A 15467-nucleotide genomic window follows, 5' to 3' on the forward strand; every position below is an offset into this window, starting at 1 on the left:
AGAGGAGGCGCGCGGCTTCAGCGCAGGTAGCGCTGGATGCGCTTCTCGTCCTCCGCCAGCTGCCGGCGCATGAGCGAAAGAAAGTCGCGCGCGGTGGTGGACAGCACCTTGCCCGCGGGCAGCGCCAGCACGCACGAAAAGAACACGTCGACCGAGAGGCGGCGCACGACGAGGCCGCGCTCCGCGTAGTCGAGCGCGGTGACCGGGTTGACCAGCCCCACGCCCAGGCCGCGCACGGCCATCTCGCACACGCTGGCCGCGTAGGGCGTCTGCACCATCACCCGGAGCGACGCGCCGCGCTCGGCCAGTGCGGTTTCGAGCCCGCGGTGCGAAGGGTCCTCGGGGTTCAGTGCCAGGAAGGGCACCTGCGCGAGCTGTTCGGGCTCGACGCGCTTGAAGCGCGCCAGCGCATGGCCTTGCGGCATCACGACCACGCCGGGAAAACGCGCGAAGGTCGAGTGATCGATGCCTTCGAGCGGCAGTTCATCGGCCATCAGGCCGAAGTCGGAGACGCCCTTGGCCACGCGGTCGCGCACGTCCTTGGAACTGAGCACCTGCAGCGACACCTGCGGCCAGGGGTTGTCGCCGCGCTGCGCCTTCAGGCGTTCCAGTGCGCGCGGCATGAAGCCCAGGCCGAAGGCCGGATAGCAGCTGAGCTCGAGCTGGTTGGTGCCGAAGTCGCGCAGGCTGCGCATGCGGTGCTCGATCGCCTCCATGCCGATGAAGACGCGTTCCACCTCGCTCCACAGCGCCTGCGCCTCGGGCGTGGGCACCAGCCGCCCGCCGGTGCGCTGGAACAGCAGCATGCCGGCCTGCGCTTCGAGCCGCTTGAGCGACTGGCTGATGGCGGGCTGCGTCACATGCAGCAGCGCCGCGGCCTTGCGGGTGGAGCCGGCGCGCATCAGGGCCCGGAACGTCTCTATTTCGGCGAAGCGCATCGATAAGTTTTCTTATCGCTTGAGTATTTCAAGCTAGATGATTTTATTTGCAGATGCCTAAGATTTCGGCACGACTTCCCCCAGCCAAGACCCCCTGAACATGCCTGCGCCCGTCATCCACTTCAAGCTCGCCTCGGCTTCCGAGCCGTCCGGCACCGCGCGACCCCGTCCGCCGCGCCCGCTGAAAAACCCCCGCCTGCAGGGTTTTCGGTGCCTGCGCTGCGATGCCCCCTATCCGCTGACGCTGGCGAACGACGGCTGCCCGGCCTGCCGCGGCATGGGCGTCCATGTCGGGCTGCACGCGAGCTACCTGCCGGGCGGCGACAGCCCCGTGCCCATGCCCTACGCGCCGGGCTTCACGCTGGGCGAGGGCGGCACGCCGCTGCTCGACATGCCGGAATTGGCGCACGAATTCGGCGTGGCGCGGCTCGCGCTCAAGGACGAATCGTGCAACCCCACGGGCTCCCACAAGGACCGCATGACCGCGGTGGGCGTGGCCCAGGCGCTGGACTTCGGCGCCCACACGCTGGTGCTGGCCTCATCGGGCAATGCCGCGGTCTCGGCGGCGCACTATGCATGGGCTGCGGGGCTGGGCTGCGAAGTGGCCACTTACGAAGGCCTGCCCGCCGCCTACGCGCGGCAGCTCGATGCGCTGGGCGCGCGGCGCCACGCCTTTGCCGACAACGCCGGCCGCTGGGCCTTCGTGCGCGAGCGCTCGCAGCATCCGGGCTATTTCGCGCTGACCAATTACCGCCTGCCCGCCCTGGGCAGCGCGCCGCTCGCGATCGAGGGCTACAAGCCCATCGCCCTGGAGTGCCTGGCCGAGGGCGGCCTGCCCGACCACCTCGTGATTCCCACGGCGCGCGGCGACCTGGCCTGGGGCATCTACGCGGGCTTTCGAGACCTGCTGGCCGCCGGGCGCATTTCGCGGCTGCCGCGGCTCTGGCTGGTGGAGCCTTTTGCGCGCCTCTCGCGCGTGCTGGCCGGCGGGGCGCTCGACGGCGCATATCCCGGCCACACCGCGCAGTTTTCCACCGCCGGCTCCACCGTGACCTTCCTGCAGTGGCAGGCGGCCGTCGCCTCGGGCGGCGGCGCGGTGGTGGTGGGCGACGAGCAGGCCCGCGCGGCCCGGCAAAAGCTCACGGCGGCCGGCGTGAGCGCCGAACTGTGCGCGGCGGCCGGGCTCGACGCGCTGCGCCAGCTGCGCGAGGGCAACGCGATTGCCGCCGACGCCCACGTGGTGCTGATGCTCACCGCCAACGCCTCGCGCGACCCGAGCTGGCCCGACCGGGCCGCCTGAACCTCCGAAGCACCACAGAAGGAATCGAAACCATGCACGCAATGCAACGCCGCGCCTTCCTGGCTGCCGGTTCGGCCGCCGCCCTGTTTGCCGCCACCGCGCAGCGCGCCTGGGCGGCCTTTCCCGACAAGCCCATCAAGCTGATCGTGCCCTGGGCCGCCGGCGGCAGCACCGACGCCATTGCCCGCGCCATGGCGCAGCGCATGAGCCAGACGATCGGCAGCTCGGTCATCGTGGACAACCGGCCCGGCGCCGCCGGCCAGATCGGCACCGAGGCGGCGGCCAAGGCCGCGCCCGACGGCTACACGCTGGCCATCGTCGAGCTGCCGCACGCCATTGCGCCCGCGGTGACGGCGCGGCTGCCCTACGACCTGCTGCGCGACTTCACGCCGGTGACGATGATCGGCACCTCGCCGCTCGTGTTCTTCGCGGGCATGGACAACGACAGCCGCGATTTCAAGACCTTCGTCAAGACCGCGGCCGCGCGGCCGATGCCGCCGGCCATCGCGCACAGCGGCGCCGGCACGGTGAGCCACCTGGCGGCCGAACTGCTGGCGAGCCGCACCGGCATCAGGTTCAACATGGTTCCCTATCGCGGCTCGGCGCCGGCGCTCACCGACGTGGCGGCGGGCACGGTGGCCGGGCACTTCGCCACGCTGGCCAGCGGCTCCAGCCTGCTGGGCGCCAACCGGATCCGACCGCTGCTGGTGACGAGCGCACAGCGCGTGGCCATTCCGGGGCTCAAGGAAGTGCCCGCGCTGGCGGAGAGCGGGCTCAAGGGCATGGAGATCGACCAGTGGTGGGCGCTGGTGGCGCCGGCCACCACGCCGCTGGAGCTGATCGAGCGGCTGCGGCGCGAGGCGATCGCGGCGCTGGACCATGCGTCGGTGAAGGAGCGCATGGCGGTGCTCGGCGTGCAGCTGAAGGGTTCCACCACGGGCGAGCTGCGGGCCTTCATGCGCTCGGAGGCCGAGCGCTGGCAGAAGGTGGCGCACGGCATCGGGCTGCAGCCGCAATAGGCGCGGCCGCCTGGCCGTTCGAGGGGACGGCTTTTCTTGCTCAGCGCCCGGACTGCACCTTGATCCGGATCGTGTTCACGTCCCAGCCCTTGCTGCGCAGCCGCGTGACCAGCATCGGCGACAGCTGGCGCAGCTTGGCCGCCGCCGCGCTGCCGTTGACCAGCAGGCACCACACATCGCCCTCGGCCGGGCCGGCCTGCACGGCCGGGCGCATGGCCGGCGGGATCAGCCCCTCGACCGCCCGCAGCCGTTCGTTCGCGTCGCGCGCACGGGCGATCAGGCTCGCCAGGGTGGGCGAACCTTCGGCGGCCTGCTGCAGCGTGAAGGGGGGGACGGAGCGGCGATTCATGGGTAATCCGGAGGGTGGAACAAGGGCAGCTAAAATGCCCGGTTTGCCGACGCTTGCGCCGGCAGATCCGGTCTGGAGCCGCTTGCCTTCTTCGGAGCTTGCATTCGAAGAAGATGCGCCCAACTGCTTTCACCATATCTTAGGGAATCCGGTCGCAGTGCCTGCCTGGTCAGGTGCACGCCCATCTCCACGCCAATGGCAACCAACTTCCTGACCCAGATTTTCGGCAGTCGCAACGACCGGCTCCTCAAGCAGTATCGCAAGACGGTGGAGCGCATCAATGCACTCGAACCCGAATTCGAGAAGCTCAGCGACGATGGGCTGCGCGCCAAGACCCAGGAGTTCAAGGACCGCATCGCCAAGGGCGAAAGCCTCGACGACCTGCTGCCCGAAGCATTCGCCACCGTGCGCGAAGGCTCCAAGCGCGTCATGAAGATGCGCCACTTCGACGTGCAGCTGCTCGGCGGCATGGCACTTCACAACGGCAAGATCGCCGAAATGCGCACCGGCGAGGGCAAGACCCTCACCGCCACGCTGCCGGTGTACCTGAACGCGCTGGCCGGCAAGGGCGTGCACGTGGTCACGGTGAATGACTACCTGGCCAACCGCGACGCCCAGTGGATGGGCCGCCTGTACAACTTCCTGGGCCTCACGGTGGGCATCAACCTGCCGCAGATGCCGCGCGAGGAAAAGCAGCAGGCCTACGGCAGCGACATCACCTACGGCACCAACAACGAGTACGGCTTCGACTACCTGCGCGACAACATGGTGTACGAGCCCGGCGACCGGGTGCAGCGCATGCTGAACTACGCCATCGTCGACGAGGTGGACTCCATCCTGATCGACGAGGCCCGCACGCCGCTGATCATCAGCGGCCAGGCCGAAGACCACACCGACCTCTACCTGGCCATCAACAAGGTGGTGCCGCTCCTGACCAAGCAGGAAGGCGAGGCCGATCCGCGCACGGGCGAGGGCGTCACGGTGCCGGGCGACTTCACGGTCGACGAAAAGACCCACCAGGTCTTCCTGACCGAAGACGGCCACGAGAAGGCCGAGCAGCTGCTGGGCGAATTCAAGCTGCTGCCCGAAGGCGCGTCGCTCTACGACCCGGCCAACATCACGCTGATGCACCACCTGAACGCCGCGCTGCGTGCACGGCACCTGTATCACCGCGACCAGCACTACGTGGTGCAGCAGGGCGAAGTCGTCATCGTCGACGAATTCACCGGCCGCCTGATGACGGGCCGCCGCTGGAGCGACGGCCTGCACCAGGCCGTGGAAGCCAAGGAAGGCGTGCAGATCCAGGCCGAGAACCAGACGCTGGCCTCCATCACCTTCCAGAACTACTTCCGCCTGTACGGCAAGCTGGCCGGCATGACCGGCACGGCCGACACCGAAGCCTACGAGTTCCAGGAAATCTACGGCCTCGAGACCGTCATCATTCCGCCGAACCGCCTCAGCAAGCGCGACGACCAGCTCGACCGCGTCTACAAGACCACGCGCGAGAAGTACGAGGCGGCCATCCAGGACATCCGCGAGTGCTACGAGCGCGGCCAGCCCGTGCTGGTGGGCACCTCGTCGATCGAGAACTCCGAAATCATCGACGGCCTGCTCACCCAGGCGGGCCTGCCGCACCAGGTGCTCAACGCCAAGCAGCATGCGCGCGAAGCCGACATCGTGGCGCAGGCTGGCCGCACGAAGATGATCACCATCGCGACCAACATGGCCGGCCGCGGCACCGACATCGTGCTGGGCGGCAACATCGAGAAGATGATCGAGGCCATCGAGAACGACGAAGGCCGCGACGAAGCCACCAAGGCAGCCGACATCGCGCACGTGCGCGACGAATGGACCCGGGACCACGAGTTCGTCAAGTCGCTGGGTGGCCTGCGCATCATCGCGACCGAGCGCCATGAGTCGCGCCGCATCGACAACCAGCTGCGCGGGCGTTCGGGCCGCCAGGGCGACCCGGGCTCCTCGCGCTTCTACCTGAGCCTGGACGATCCGCTGATGCGCATCTTCGCGGGCGACCGCGTCAAGGCGATCATGGACCGCCTCAAGATGCCCGACGGCGAGGCCATCGAAGCGGGCATCGTCACGCGCAGCATCGAGAGCGCGCAGCGCAAGGTCGAGGCGCGCAACTTCGACATCCGCAAGCAGCTGCTCGAGTACGACGACGTCTCGAACGACCAGCGCAAGGTGATCTACCAGCAGCGCAACGACATCCTCGACGCGGCCGACCTCTCGGCACAGATCGCGGCGCTGCGCGAAGGCTGCTTCACCGACCTCGTGCGCCAGTACGTGCCGGCCGAGTCGGTCGAGGAGCAGTGGGACCTGCAGGGCCTGGAGAAGACGCTTTCCAATGAATGGGGCATCGACATGCCCCTGAAGCAGCAGGTCGAGGCGGCCGAGGCCGTGAGCGACGAGGACATCGTCGACATGGTGGTGAAGGCCGCCAACGACAGCTTCGATGCCAAGGTGGCGCTGATCGGCCAGGAAAACTTCACCCAGTTCGAGCGCATGGTGCTGCTGCAGAGCATCGACACGCACTGGCGCGAGCACCTGGCCTCGCTCGACTACCTGCGCCAGGGCATCCACCTGCGCGGCTATGCGCAGAAGCAGCCCAAGCAGGAGTACAAGCGCGAGGCCTTCGAGCTCTTCGGCCAGCTGCTCGATTCGGTCAAGAACGAAGTCACGCGCCAGCTCATGACGGTGCGCGTGCAGTCGGGCGAGCAGCTCGAGGAAGCCGCCGATGCGCTGGAGAGCCGCGGCGAGAACGTCTCGAACATCACCTACAGCGCGCCCACCGAGACCGGCGAGGTCGAGGTGCGCCTGGACGAGGAAAACCAGCGCCGCATCGCGGCCGCGGGACTGGGGCTGGGCACGCTCGGCGCCGAGGCCGCAGCCTTCGCGCGCGTCGGCCGCAACGATCCCTGCCCCTGTGGCAGCGGCAAGAAGTACAAGCACTGCCACGGCAAGCTCAGCTGACCCAGAAACTCCAGAGAAGAGAAAACCGCCATGCCCGTGAACCTGTCCGCCCCTGATCCCGCCGCCTTGTTCGCGGTGCCCGGCGTCCGCATCGGCGTGGCCGAAGCGGGTGTGCGCAAGGCCAACCGCAAGGACCTGACCGTCGTGCTGATCGACGAAGGCTCCGCGGTCGGCGGGGTGTTCACCCAGAACCGTTTCTGCGCGGCGCCGGTGCAGGTCTGCCGCGACCACCTGGCGGCCGGCTACGGCATCCGCGCGATGGTCATCAACACCGGCAACGCCAACGCCGGCACCGGCGAAGACGGCCTGATGCGCACGCGCTCCACCTGCATCGCGCTCGCGCGCCAGCTGGAGATCGCGCCCGAGCAGATCCTGCCGTTCTCCACCGGCGTGATCATGGAGCCGCTGCCGGTGGATCGCATCGAGGCCGGCCTGCCCGCCGCGCTGGCCGACGCGGCGGAGAACCACTGGGCGCGTGCCGCCGAAGGCATCATGACCACCGACACGATCCCCAAGGCGTTCAGCCAGCGGGTCCAGGTCGGCGGCGCCACCGTCACCATCACCGGCATCAGCAAGGGCGCCGGCATGATCCGCCCGAACATGGCGACCATGCTGGGCTTCATGGCGACCGACGCGAAGATCGATCCCTCGCTGATCCAGCCGCTGGCCCGGCGCCTGGCCGACGCCTCGTTCAACCGCGTGACCATCGACGGCGACACCTCGACCAACGATTCCTTCGTGGTCATCGCCACCCAGAAGGCCGCGCACGCCGCCATCACCTCGCTCGATTCGCCCGAGGGCAAGGCCCTGGTCGATGCCATGCAGAACGTCGCGCGCCTGCTTGCGCAGGCCATCGTGCGCGATGGCGAGGGTGCCACCAAGTTCATCACCATCCAGGTCGAAGGCGGCCGCAATGCCGCCGAGTGCAAGCAGGTGGCCTATGCCGTGGCGCATTCGCCGCTGGTCAAGACGGCCTTCTATGCGAGCGACCCGAACCTCGGCCGCATCCTCGCGGCCGTCGGCTACGCGGGCATCGAGGACCTCGACCAGACCGGCATCGACCTGTTCCTGGACGACGTGCACGTGGCCGTCAAGGGCGGGCGCAATCCGTCCTACCGCGAGGAAGACGGCCAGCGCGTGATGAAGCAGAGCGAGATCACGGTGCGCATCGGCCTGGGCCGCGGCAACGCCAGCGAAACCGTGTGGACCTGCGACTTCAGCCACGAGTACGTCACGATCAACGCCGACTACAGGTCATGAACGAGCAGTTCCAGAAGCTGATCGAGCGCGCCGAACAGCTGATCGGCCGCATCGAGTCGATCCTGCCGCAGCCGCTCGCGGCCCCCGCCGACTGGAACGCGTCGATCGCCTGGCGCTACCGCCGCCGCAGCTCGGGCCATGGCGTGCTCGAGCCCGTCAGGCACGTGGCCGCCATGGCGCTCGACAGCCTGAAGGAAATCGACGTCCAGAAGGAAAAGATCGAGCGCAACACGCGCCAGTTCGTCGAGGGCAAGCCGGCCAACAACGTGCTGCTGACCGGCGCGCGCGGCACGGGCAAGTCGTCGCTCATCCGCGCCTGCCTGCAGGCCTATGCGCCGCAGGGGCTGCGCTTGATCGAGGTCGACAAGGCCGAACTCACCGACCTGCCCGACATCGTCGAGGTGGTGTCGCAGCGGCCCGAGAAATTCATCGTGTTCAGCGACGACCTGAGCTTCGACGAGGGCGAGCCGGGCTACAAGGCGCTCAAGTCCATTCTCGACGGCTCGATCGCCGCGGCCACGCCCAACGTGCTGATCTACGCGACCAGCAACCGGCGCCACCTGCTGCCCGAGTACATGAAGGACAACCTCAGCTACACCCACACCGAGGACGGCGAAGTCCATCCCGGCGAGGTGATCGAGGAAAAGATCTCGCTGTCGGAGCGCTTTGGCCTCTGGGTCAGCTTCTATCCGTTCAGCCAGAACGAATACCTGGCGATCGTCGCGCAGTGGCTGTCGTCGTTCGGCGTCGACGCCGCCGCCATCGAGGCGGCGCGGCCCGAGGCGCTGGTCTGGGCGCTGGAGCGCGGATCGCGCAGCGGCCGCGTGGCCTACCAGTTCGCGCGCGACTACGCCGGGCGGGCGACGGCATGAGTGCAGAGCAAGGCCGCAAGCACACCGAGGTGGCCGTCGGCGTGCTGATCCGGCCGGCCGACGGCGCGCTGCTGCTGTCCACCCGGCCCGAAGGCAAGGCCTATGCGGGCTTCTGGGAATTTCCGGGCGGCAAGATCGAGGCCGGCGAAACGGTGGAGCAGGCGCTGCGCCGCGAACTGGAAGAAGAACTCGGCATCACCATCGCGGGCGCCGAGGTCTGGAAGATCACCGAGCACGACTATCCGCACGCGTTGGTGCGGCTGCACTGGTGCAAGGTCACGGCCTGGAGCGGCGAGTTCGAAATGCGCGAAGGCCAGGCCATGCGCTGGCAGCAGCTGCCGCTGGACGTGGCGCCGGTGCTGCCGGGCGCCTTGCCGGTGCTCGAATGGCTGACCCAGGAGCGCGGCCTGCCGGCCTCGGCGGCGCTGGCGGTCTCGACGCTGGCCTGATGGACGGGGCCGCGCGGGCGGGCGGGCGCGCGCAGCCGGCGCCGCGGGCCTGGAGCACCAGATGATGCACCCCAAGTACCGCCCCGACATCGACGGCCTGCGCGCCGTGGCGGTGGCCTCGGTGCTGGCCTTCCATGCGTTTCCCGATGCGCTGCCGGGGGGCTTCATCGGGGTCGACATCTTCTTCGTGATCTCGGGCTTCCTGATCACGACCATCATCATGCAGAGCCACGCGGCCGGCGACTTCAGCTACCGCGACTTCTATGCGCGGCGCATCCGGCGGATCTTTCCGGCGCTCACGCTGGTGCTGCTGGCCACGCTCGCCTTCGGCTGGTATGCGCTGCTGCCCAGGGAGTTCACCGAACTCGGCAAGCAGGCAGCGGGCGGCGCGGCCTTCATCGCCAATTTCGTCTTCTGGGGCGAGGCCGGGTACTTCGACACGGCGGCCGAGACCAAGCCGCTGCTGCACCTGTGGTCGCTGGGCATCGAGGAGCAGTTCTACATCTTCTGGCCCATGCTGCTCGCGCTGGCCTGGCGCCGGCGCTGGCCCATTCTTCGGCTGCTGTGGGTGCTCGCGGCGGTGTCGTTCCTGGTCAACGTGCTGACCATCCACCCTTACCGCACGGCGGCCTTCTACTCGCCCGCTTCGCGCTTCTGGGAGCTGATGGTGGGCGGCATCCTGGCCTGCATGCGCCTCAAGGCCGCGGGCAAGGCGCCGGCCTGGCGCAGCCACCTGCAGTCCTGCCTGGGCGTGGGGCTGATCGTGCTCGGGCTCGTGATGACCCGCAGCGACAAGGCCTTTCCAGGCTGGTGGGCGCTGCTGCCCACGCTGGGCGCGGCAAGCTGCATCGCGGCCGGGCCTGCGGGCCTGCTCAACAGGCATGTGCTCGCGAGCCGGCCGATGGTGTGGATCGGGCTCATCAGCTATCCGCTCTACCTGTGGCACTGGCCCTTGCTGGTGTATGCGCGCATCGTGGAAGAGGGCGAGCCGGCGGCGTGGATCCGCGCATGCCTGGTGCTGGCGAGCGTGGCGCTGGCCTGGCTCACCTATCGCTTCGTCGAGCGCTTCACCCGGGCGCGAGCCCAGGCCGGCATGCTGCGTTCGCTGGTGGCCGGCAGCACGGCGATTGCGGTGGCCGGCCTGCTGGCGCTGGGCGGCATGCCGCCGCGCAACGGCAGCGACCTGCTGCGCAAGGTGACCGACGCCACCGTGGACGACAACTACTACGCCGGCTTCGAGCAGCAGAAGATCGGCGCCTACCCGGTCAAGCGCGTGGGCAGCGGGCCGCGCACGGTCCTGCTGATCGGCGACAGCCACATCCTGCAGTACGCACCCCGCGCCCTGGCGCTCGCGGGCAGCGCGCCCGCGCGCATGGCGACCACCTACTTCTCGACCTATGGCGCCTGCCCGCCGGTGCCCGGCATGGTCGCCGAAGGCAACCCGGGCTGCGAAAAGGCGCGCGGCGAGATGCTGGCGCTGGCGCTCGATCCGCGGATCGACACGGTGGTGGTGGGCGGCTGCTGGAACTGCTATTTCACGGGCAATTTCCCGCTGCCCTTCTACTTTCGCGAAGGCGATGCGGCGTACCTCGTGAACAACGGCGGCGAAGGCCTCGGCCGCTCGCTGGCTTCGCTCGAGAAACTGCTGGCCGAACTGGTGCGGCAAAAGAAGAAGGTCTACCTGCTGCTGGACAACGCCAGCGGCCCCGAGTTCGAGCCGCGGCGCCTCATCGAAGGCAGCCGCATGGGCCGGATGGTGGCGCTGCACAGCACGCCCACGGCGCCCCTGCCGCCGGACCAGGCGCAGCTCAACGAGCAGCTCAAGGCGCTGGCGCGGGCGAGTGGCGCGGAGCCCATCGATGTGATGGCCCGGCTTTGCACCGGCGGGCAGTGCCTGCGCGCAACGCCGGACGACGCACCGGTCTACAAGGACCGGGAGCATCTGCGCCCGGCCTATGTGCGCGGCCATGCGGACTATCTGGACCGCATCCTGCTCGCGCCGCAGCCGTAGCGCGCCTACTGGACTTTCTTCGGATCGCCGAAAGGCTCGTCGTCGGCCGGCGCTTCGGCCGGCATCCGGAATTCCTCGCTGGCCCAGGCGCCGAAATCGATGCCCTTGCAGCGTGCGCTGCAGAACGGGCGGTAGGGGTTGCGTTCGGCGTAGACACTGTCGCCGCCACACGAGGGGCAGCGGACGATCCGCTCGCCGATCTTGTTCACGTCGCTCATGATGGGATGGATAACCTTCGTGCTTGCCCTGCGGTGCGCGCCCTGGAGACGAGCCGGCGGCTCAGGCGCAGAGCGTGAGTTCGAATGCGACGTCGTCGCTGCTCGGGTGCAGGCGGTCGTCGGCTTCATGCCGCATCATCCGCACCGACACCATGAGCCGGTTGCCGCTGATTTCGGGAATCAGCCCCAGTTGCGGATCGATGCGCAGGCGCAGCAGCTGGAAGCTGCGCCCCTGCGGCAGGTTCTGCTGGAATTGTCCGCTGGTGGCGATGACCTTGTAGGGCACGTCGGCATCGCGCAGCAGCTTGAGCAGCAGGTAGATGGATTCGGCCAGCGGCGAGAGCGTGGCCGACCAGCGTTCGAGGTCGGCGCGGCGGCTGGCCGCGCTGCGGTGCTGCCACGCGTAGTAGGCGGGCAAATCGAATTCGCAGGTGCCGCCCGGAATGCCTGCGCGGCTGCGAATGCTCATGAGCCATTCGTTTTCGGTCAGCGACTGGCCGGCCTTGCCGGCAACGGCATTGAGCGTGGCGAAATTGCGTTCGAGCTGGCCGACCACCTGGTCGAGCACGGCCTCGGCAATGGCGGGATTGCCGCGGTAGCTGTTGAAGACGTTCTTGTGCTTGTCGAGGTCGCGCATCACGTCGGCCTTGAGGTCGGCGCGCGCGGCGACATCCATGATCTCGAAGATCGTGACCAGCGCGTAGTGGTGCGAGAGCGCGGACTCCGAGGGCACCAGCTCCCCGAGGCGGCGGAACAGGTGCTCCAGCCGCAGATAGGTGCGGATGCGCTCGTTGAAGGGGTACTCGTAGAGGATCACGCGGTTCTATAGCTTTCCTGTCGAGCCATCATAGCTTCAGGGCGATTTCGAGGGAGGCGTCGGCACCACCTCGCGCACGGCCGCCAGCATGCGTTCTCCCAGCGCGAGCTGGCCATGCATGGACATGTGGGTGTCGTTCGAGAAATAGAAGTCCCGGATCTGCGTGTGCTTTTCGCGCGTGAACGCAAAGAGATCCGGTCCTGGCAGCCCGGACGTGCGGAACCCGGCTTCGAAATCCTTCGAGTAGTCGGGCTTCAGGTACACGGTGGTCTTGTTGGGAATCACCATCCACATGATAGGAAGCTTGCTGTGCGCCTTTGTGAAATTCTTCATCCATTCCAGGTGCGCAAGGGTCAGCGGCCCATTGTCGTCATCTTCAGCGAAAAAGGGCATCTTGTCGCATGAGCGATGCGAAAAGAGCTTGCAACCATCGGGCACCGGGCGCACCCAGGTGTTCCAGTCGAAGTGGATGTCTGTTGCAGACTTTTTCGCTTTCCAGGTGTTGTAGTAGGTCGTGATGCCGGTCAGGAACTGCACGTTCCAGTTGGGCGCGGGGCTCGGCACGGTCTCGTCGGGCGTGATCAGCGGATGGTCCATGGCGTCGTAGGGCCGGATCATCTTCTGGCACTTCATGCTGTCCTTGGTACGGTCGCCGAACAGGCGTTCCACGCTCTCGATGATGATCAGCTTGCCCTTGAAGCCCGTGCGCTCGACCCACTGGTCGAAGTCGCTGCACAGCGCGTTCTCGTACTGGCCCCAGTAGGTGGTCGAGACGCGGTAGCCGGCCCTGGTGAGCACCGACTGCCAGCGGAAGGTCATGGAGAAGCTGTCGCCGATCACCATGATGTCGGCCTGGTCCACGGGCGTGCCCTTGAGGTAGGCAGGGTCCACCTTGGGCGGCGGGGCGGTCCAGCCGAATTCGCGCTCGGACAGGCGGCCGATCCGCGTGAGGTCGCCGTAAGGCACGGGGCTGGTGAGCGAAACGATCCACAGCACCATCAGGACGATGTAGCCGGTCAGGAAGAACCGCAGCCAGACTTTCGCGGGCGTCGTCATGTCGAATCAGAATTGGAAGTAGAGGAACGGGCTGTAGTTGCCCAGCTTCGAGACGCACCAGGCGAAGAGCGCGAAGGTACCGATGGCCAGCACGGCCGAGGAGCACCAGGCCATGACGCGCTGCCCCGCCACCGCCTTCGGGTGGGGAATCCAGCGCTCGAGCGTGATCGTCGGCGGCAATGCGAGGCAGATCACGATGCCCACGAGCATGGTCTGGAAGAACTCGGGCTTGCGGAACGGAACCGGCCCCAGCTCGCTGAACGCGGAAGGCGGTGCGCCATGCAGGCCGAGCATGCCCTTGTAGATGGCCATGGCCGTGTGCAGGCCGTCGGCGCGGAACACGATCCAGGCCAGCACCACGCACAGGAAGGTCAGCAACCAGCCCAGCACGTGCGCGACCGGCCCCGCCGGAATGTTGCGGCGCACCTTGGCGTTCCAGAGGTGGTTGATCATCAGGAACACGCCGTGCAGCGCGCCCCAGATCACGAAGGTCCAGGCGGCGCCGTGCCAGAGGCCGCCCAGCAGCATCGTGAGGAACAGGTTCAGGTAGCGCCGCGCCGGGCCCTTGCGGTTGCCGCCCAGCGGCACGTAGAGATAGTCGCGCAGGAAGTTCGACAGCGAGATGTGCCAGCGCCGCCAGAATTCGATGATGTTGGTCGACTTGTAGGGCGAGCGGAAATTCAGCGGAAGCTGCACGCCCAGGCACAGCGACAGGCCGACCGCCATGTCCGAATAGCCCGAGAAGTCGAAATAGATCTGCAGCGTGTAGGCGAGCGCGCCGAACCATGCGGTGTAGAGCGTGGGCTCGATGCCCTTGTGCACGCCGTTGAACATCATGTCGGCGTACTGGCCCACCGGGTCGGCGATCAGCAGCTTCTTGGCGAGGCCGAAGGTGAAGATCGCAATGCCGAGCGCCACCTTGTTGGGGTCGAACCGGTAGGTGGCCGCATTGGCGAACTGCGGCATCATCTGCGCGTGGTGCAGCACCGGGCCCGCGATCAGGTGCGGAAAGTAGGTGACGAACAGCACGTAGTGGATGAAGCTGCGCTCATGCACCTTGCCTTGCCAGCAGTCGACCAGGAAGGCGATCTGCGTGAAGGTGTAGAACGAGATGCCGATCGGCAGCACGATGTGCAGCAGCGGGATCTGCGACAGGCCCGCCGCGGCCAGCCCGTCGTTCACGTTCGAGACGAAGAAGTTGGCGTACTTGAAGACCGCGAGCACGCCCAGGTTGACCACCAGCGCCAGCACCAGCAGCGACTTGCGCTTGCGGTCGTCCCGCTCCGGCGCGGGCGACAGGCGCAGCCCGAACCAGTAGTTGATGCAGATCGACGCCACCAGCAGCGGCAGCGCCTTGACGCTCCACCAGCCGTAGAAGAACAGCGAGGCCAGGGCGAGAAAGCCCGCGGCGGACCGGGCGTTGCGCTTGCCGATCAGGAAGAACCCGATCAGTACCAGCGGGAAGAAGACAAAAATGAAGGGATACGAATTGAAAAGCATCGCAGGAGGTGAGGGCACTCCGGCGAGCGCCTTTTTTGTCTTGGTCGTTGTGCGGCCGCTCTGGCGGCCAGTCTCGGATTATCGCGTGCCGGGCGGAACCCACCGCTTCCAGAGACTCCGGACCTCTGCAGCGAGTTCCTCCAGCGAGAGCGACTCGTTGAAAATGACCGCGTCCGCGGCCGCCCTGCGCAGCCCGCGCGGCGCCTGCTGGGCGATCACCGCGCGCACCGCCTCGGGCGTCCAGCCGGAGCGCGCCACCACGCGCCGCAGCTGCGTTTGCTCGGTGGCATCGACCACCAGCACGCGGTCGACCCGGGCCCGCCAGCGGCCGGATTCGACCAAGAGCGGCACGTCGAAGACCACCACCGCGTCGGGGCCGGCGTTGGAGGCCATGCGTTCGGTCTCGGCACCGATCAGCGGATGCAGGATCGATTCGAGGCGCTTTTTGGCGCTGTGGTCGGCGAACGCGAGCTGCCGCATCGCCGCGCGGTCGAGCCCGCCGTCCGCCGCGATGACGCCGCGGCCGAAGGCGGCCTCGAGGGCGGGCATCGCGATGCCCGCGGGCTGCGCGATGCGGCGTGCGATGGCGTCGGTGTCGACCAGCACGGCGCCTTCGGCGACCAGCAGGGCCGCGACCGTGCTCTTGCCGCTTCCGATGCCGCCCGTGAGGCCGATGCGCCGCATCACGCG

Annotated in this window: 14 protein-coding genes; 7 read left to right on the forward strand and 7 right to left on the reverse strand. The window is 67.8% G+C overall.

Annotated elements, in window-relative coordinates; genetic code table 11:
• Positions 1-17 precede the first annotated feature (17 nt).
• Entirely contained in the window at positions 18-938 is a 921-nt protein-coding gene (locus AC1DMS_RS27875) for a LysR substrate-binding domain-containing protein (RefSeq protein WP_015867010.1), read from the reverse strand.
• Between the two features lie 100 nt (positions 939-1038).
• Between AC1DMS_RS27875 and AC1DMS_RS27880 the strand changes: the two genes are divergently transcribed.
• Both AC1DMS_RS27880 and AC1DMS_RS27885 read left to right on the forward strand, forming a co-directional pair.
• Complete coding sequence (locus tag AC1DMS_RS27880) at positions 1039-2238, forward strand: threonine synthase (RefSeq protein ID WP_015867009.1); 1200 nt, start codon at positions 1039-1041, stop codon at positions 2236-2238.
• Positions 2239-2270: 32 nt separating this feature from the next.
• On the forward strand, positions 2271-3257 hold the full coding sequence (locus AC1DMS_RS27885) for a tripartite tricarboxylate transporter substrate-binding protein (protein ID WP_062365615.1): 987 nt from the start codon (positions 2271-2273) through the stop codon (positions 3255-3257).
• A 40-nt stretch (positions 3258-3297) separates the two neighbouring features.
• On the opposite strand, the gene AC1DMS_RS27890 is transcribed toward AC1DMS_RS27885, so the two are convergent.
• On the reverse strand, positions 3298-3606 hold the full coding sequence (locus AC1DMS_RS27890; protein WP_062365616.1) for a hypothetical protein: 309 nt from the start codon (positions 3604-3606) through the stop codon (positions 3298-3300).
• 195 nt (positions 3607-3801) lie between these two features.
• Here AC1DMS_RS27890 and secA point away from each other — a divergent pair, with 195 nt between their 5' ends.
• From secA to AC1DMS_RS27915, 5 genes are all read left to right on the forward strand, one after another.
• Positions 3802-6594, forward strand: a complete 2793-nt coding sequence (secA, locus tag AC1DMS_RS27895; RefSeq protein ID WP_062365617.1) for a preprotein translocase subunit SecA — start codon at positions 3802-3804, stop codon at positions 6592-6594.
• Between the two features lie 30 nt (positions 6595-6624).
• A complete protein-coding gene (gene argJ, locus AC1DMS_RS27900) occupies positions 6625-7854 on the forward strand; it encodes a bifunctional glutamate N-acetyltransferase/amino-acid acetyltransferase ArgJ (protein WP_018906804.1) in 1230 nt (409 codons plus the stop codon).
• Positions 7851-8726, forward strand: coding sequence for an ATP-binding protein (locus AC1DMS_RS27905; protein ID WP_015867004.1), 876 nt, complete (start codon positions 7851-7853; stop codon positions 8724-8726). Before argJ ends, AC1DMS_RS27905 begins: the two co-directional genes overlap by 4 nt.
• Positions 8723-9175, forward strand: a complete 453-nt coding sequence (locus tag AC1DMS_RS27910) for a (deoxy)nucleoside triphosphate pyrophosphohydrolase (RefSeq protein ID WP_015867003.1) — start codon at positions 8723-8725, stop codon at positions 9173-9175. The genes AC1DMS_RS27905 and AC1DMS_RS27910 overlap by 4 nt, the downstream gene beginning before the upstream one ends.
• Positions 9176-9236: 61 nt before the next feature.
• The gene (locus AC1DMS_RS27915) at positions 9237-11186 is read left to right on the forward strand and encodes an acyltransferase family protein (protein ID WP_062365618.1); all 1950 of its coding nucleotides are present in this window, start codon (positions 9237-9239) and stop codon (positions 11184-11186) included.
• A 5-nt stretch (positions 11187-11191) separates the two neighbouring features.
• On the opposite strand, the gene AC1DMS_RS27920 is transcribed toward AC1DMS_RS27915, so the two are convergent.
• From AC1DMS_RS27920 to coaE, 5 genes are all read right to left on the reverse strand, one after another.
• A complete protein-coding gene (locus tag AC1DMS_RS27920) occupies positions 11192-11404 on the reverse strand; it encodes a DNA gyrase inhibitor YacG (protein ID WP_015867001.1) in 213 nt (70 codons plus the stop codon).
• Between the two features lie 61 nt (positions 11405-11465).
• Positions 11466-12221: a cell division protein ZapD gene (gene zapD, locus AC1DMS_RS27925; protein WP_015867000.1), complete on the reverse strand. Its 756-nt coding sequence runs from the start codon at positions 12219-12221 to the stop codon at positions 11466-11468.
• A 36-nt stretch (positions 12222-12257) separates the two neighbouring features.
• Positions 12258-13277 carry an alginate O-acetyltransferase AlgX-related protein gene (locus AC1DMS_RS27930; RefSeq protein WP_015866999.1) on the reverse strand — a complete coding sequence of 340 codons (1020 nt, stop codon included), beginning with the start codon at positions 13275-13277 and terminating at the stop codon, positions 12258-12260.
• 6 nt (positions 13278-13283) lie between these two features.
• Complete coding sequence (locus tag AC1DMS_RS27935) at positions 13284-14777, reverse strand: MBOAT family O-acyltransferase (protein ID WP_062365619.1); 1494 nt, start codon at positions 14775-14777, stop codon at positions 13284-13286.
• Between the two features lie 78 nt (positions 14778-14855).
• Positions 14856-15461 (reverse strand): dephospho-CoA kinase, encoded by a 606-nt coding sequence (coaE, locus tag AC1DMS_RS27940; RefSeq protein ID WP_062365620.1) that lies wholly within the window; start codon positions 15459-15461, stop codon positions 14856-14858.
• Between the last annotated feature and the right edge of the window lie 6 nt (positions 15462-15467).

It is taken from the genome of Variovorax sp. 05T418 (assembly GCF_056396385.1).

Bases quoted from the DNA above. Each gene is read 5' to 3' on its own strand.
- AC1DMS_RS27875 (WP_015867010.1), bottom strand. From the start codon at position 938: ATGCGCTTCGCCGAAATAGAGACGTTCCGGGCCCTGATGCGCGCCGGC.
- AC1DMS_RS27905 (WP_015867004.1), top strand. From the start codon at position 7,851: ATGAACGAGCAGTTCCAGAAGCTGATCGAGCGCGCCGAACAGCTGATC.
- argJ (WP_018906804.1), top strand. From the start codon at position 6,625: ATGCCCGTGAACCTGTCCGCCCCTGATCCCGCCGCCTTGTTCGCGGTG.
- AC1DMS_RS27885 (WP_062365615.1), top strand. From the start codon at position 2,271: ATGCACGCAATGCAACGCCGCGCCTTCCTGGCTGCCGGTTCGGCCGCC.
- AC1DMS_RS27890 (WP_062365616.1), bottom strand. From the start codon at position 3,606: ATGAATCGCCGCTCCGTCCCCCCCTTCACGCTGCAGCAGGCCGCCGAA.
- AC1DMS_RS27910 (WP_015867003.1), top strand. From the start codon at position 8,723: ATGAGTGCAGAGCAAGGCCGCAAGCACACCGAGGTGGCCGTCGGCGTG.
- AC1DMS_RS27880 (WP_015867009.1), top strand. From the start codon at position 1,039: ATGCCTGCGCCCGTCATCCACTTCAAGCTCGCCTCGGCTTCCGAGCCG.
- AC1DMS_RS27915 (WP_062365618.1), top strand. From the start codon at position 9,237: ATGATGCACCCCAAGTACCGCCCCGACATCGACGGCCTGCGCGCCGTG.
- coaE (WP_062365620.1), bottom strand. From the start codon at position 15,461: ATGCGGCGCATCGGCCTCACGGGCGGCATCGGAAGCGGCAAGAGCACG.
- AC1DMS_RS27920 (WP_015867001.1), bottom strand. From the start codon at position 11,404: ATGAGCGACGTGAACAAGATCGGCGAGCGGATCGTCCGCTGCCCCTCG.
- AC1DMS_RS27935 (WP_062365619.1), bottom strand. From the start codon at position 14,777: ATGCTTTTCAATTCGTATCCCTTCATTTTTGTCTTCTTCCCGCTGGTA.
- secA (WP_062365617.1), top strand. From the start codon at position 3,802: ATGGCAACCAACTTCCTGACCCAGATTTTCGGCAGTCGCAACGACCGG.
- AC1DMS_RS27930 (WP_015866999.1), bottom strand. From the start codon at position 13,277: ATGACGACGCCCGCGAAAGTCTGGCTGCGGTTCTTCCTGACCGGCTAC.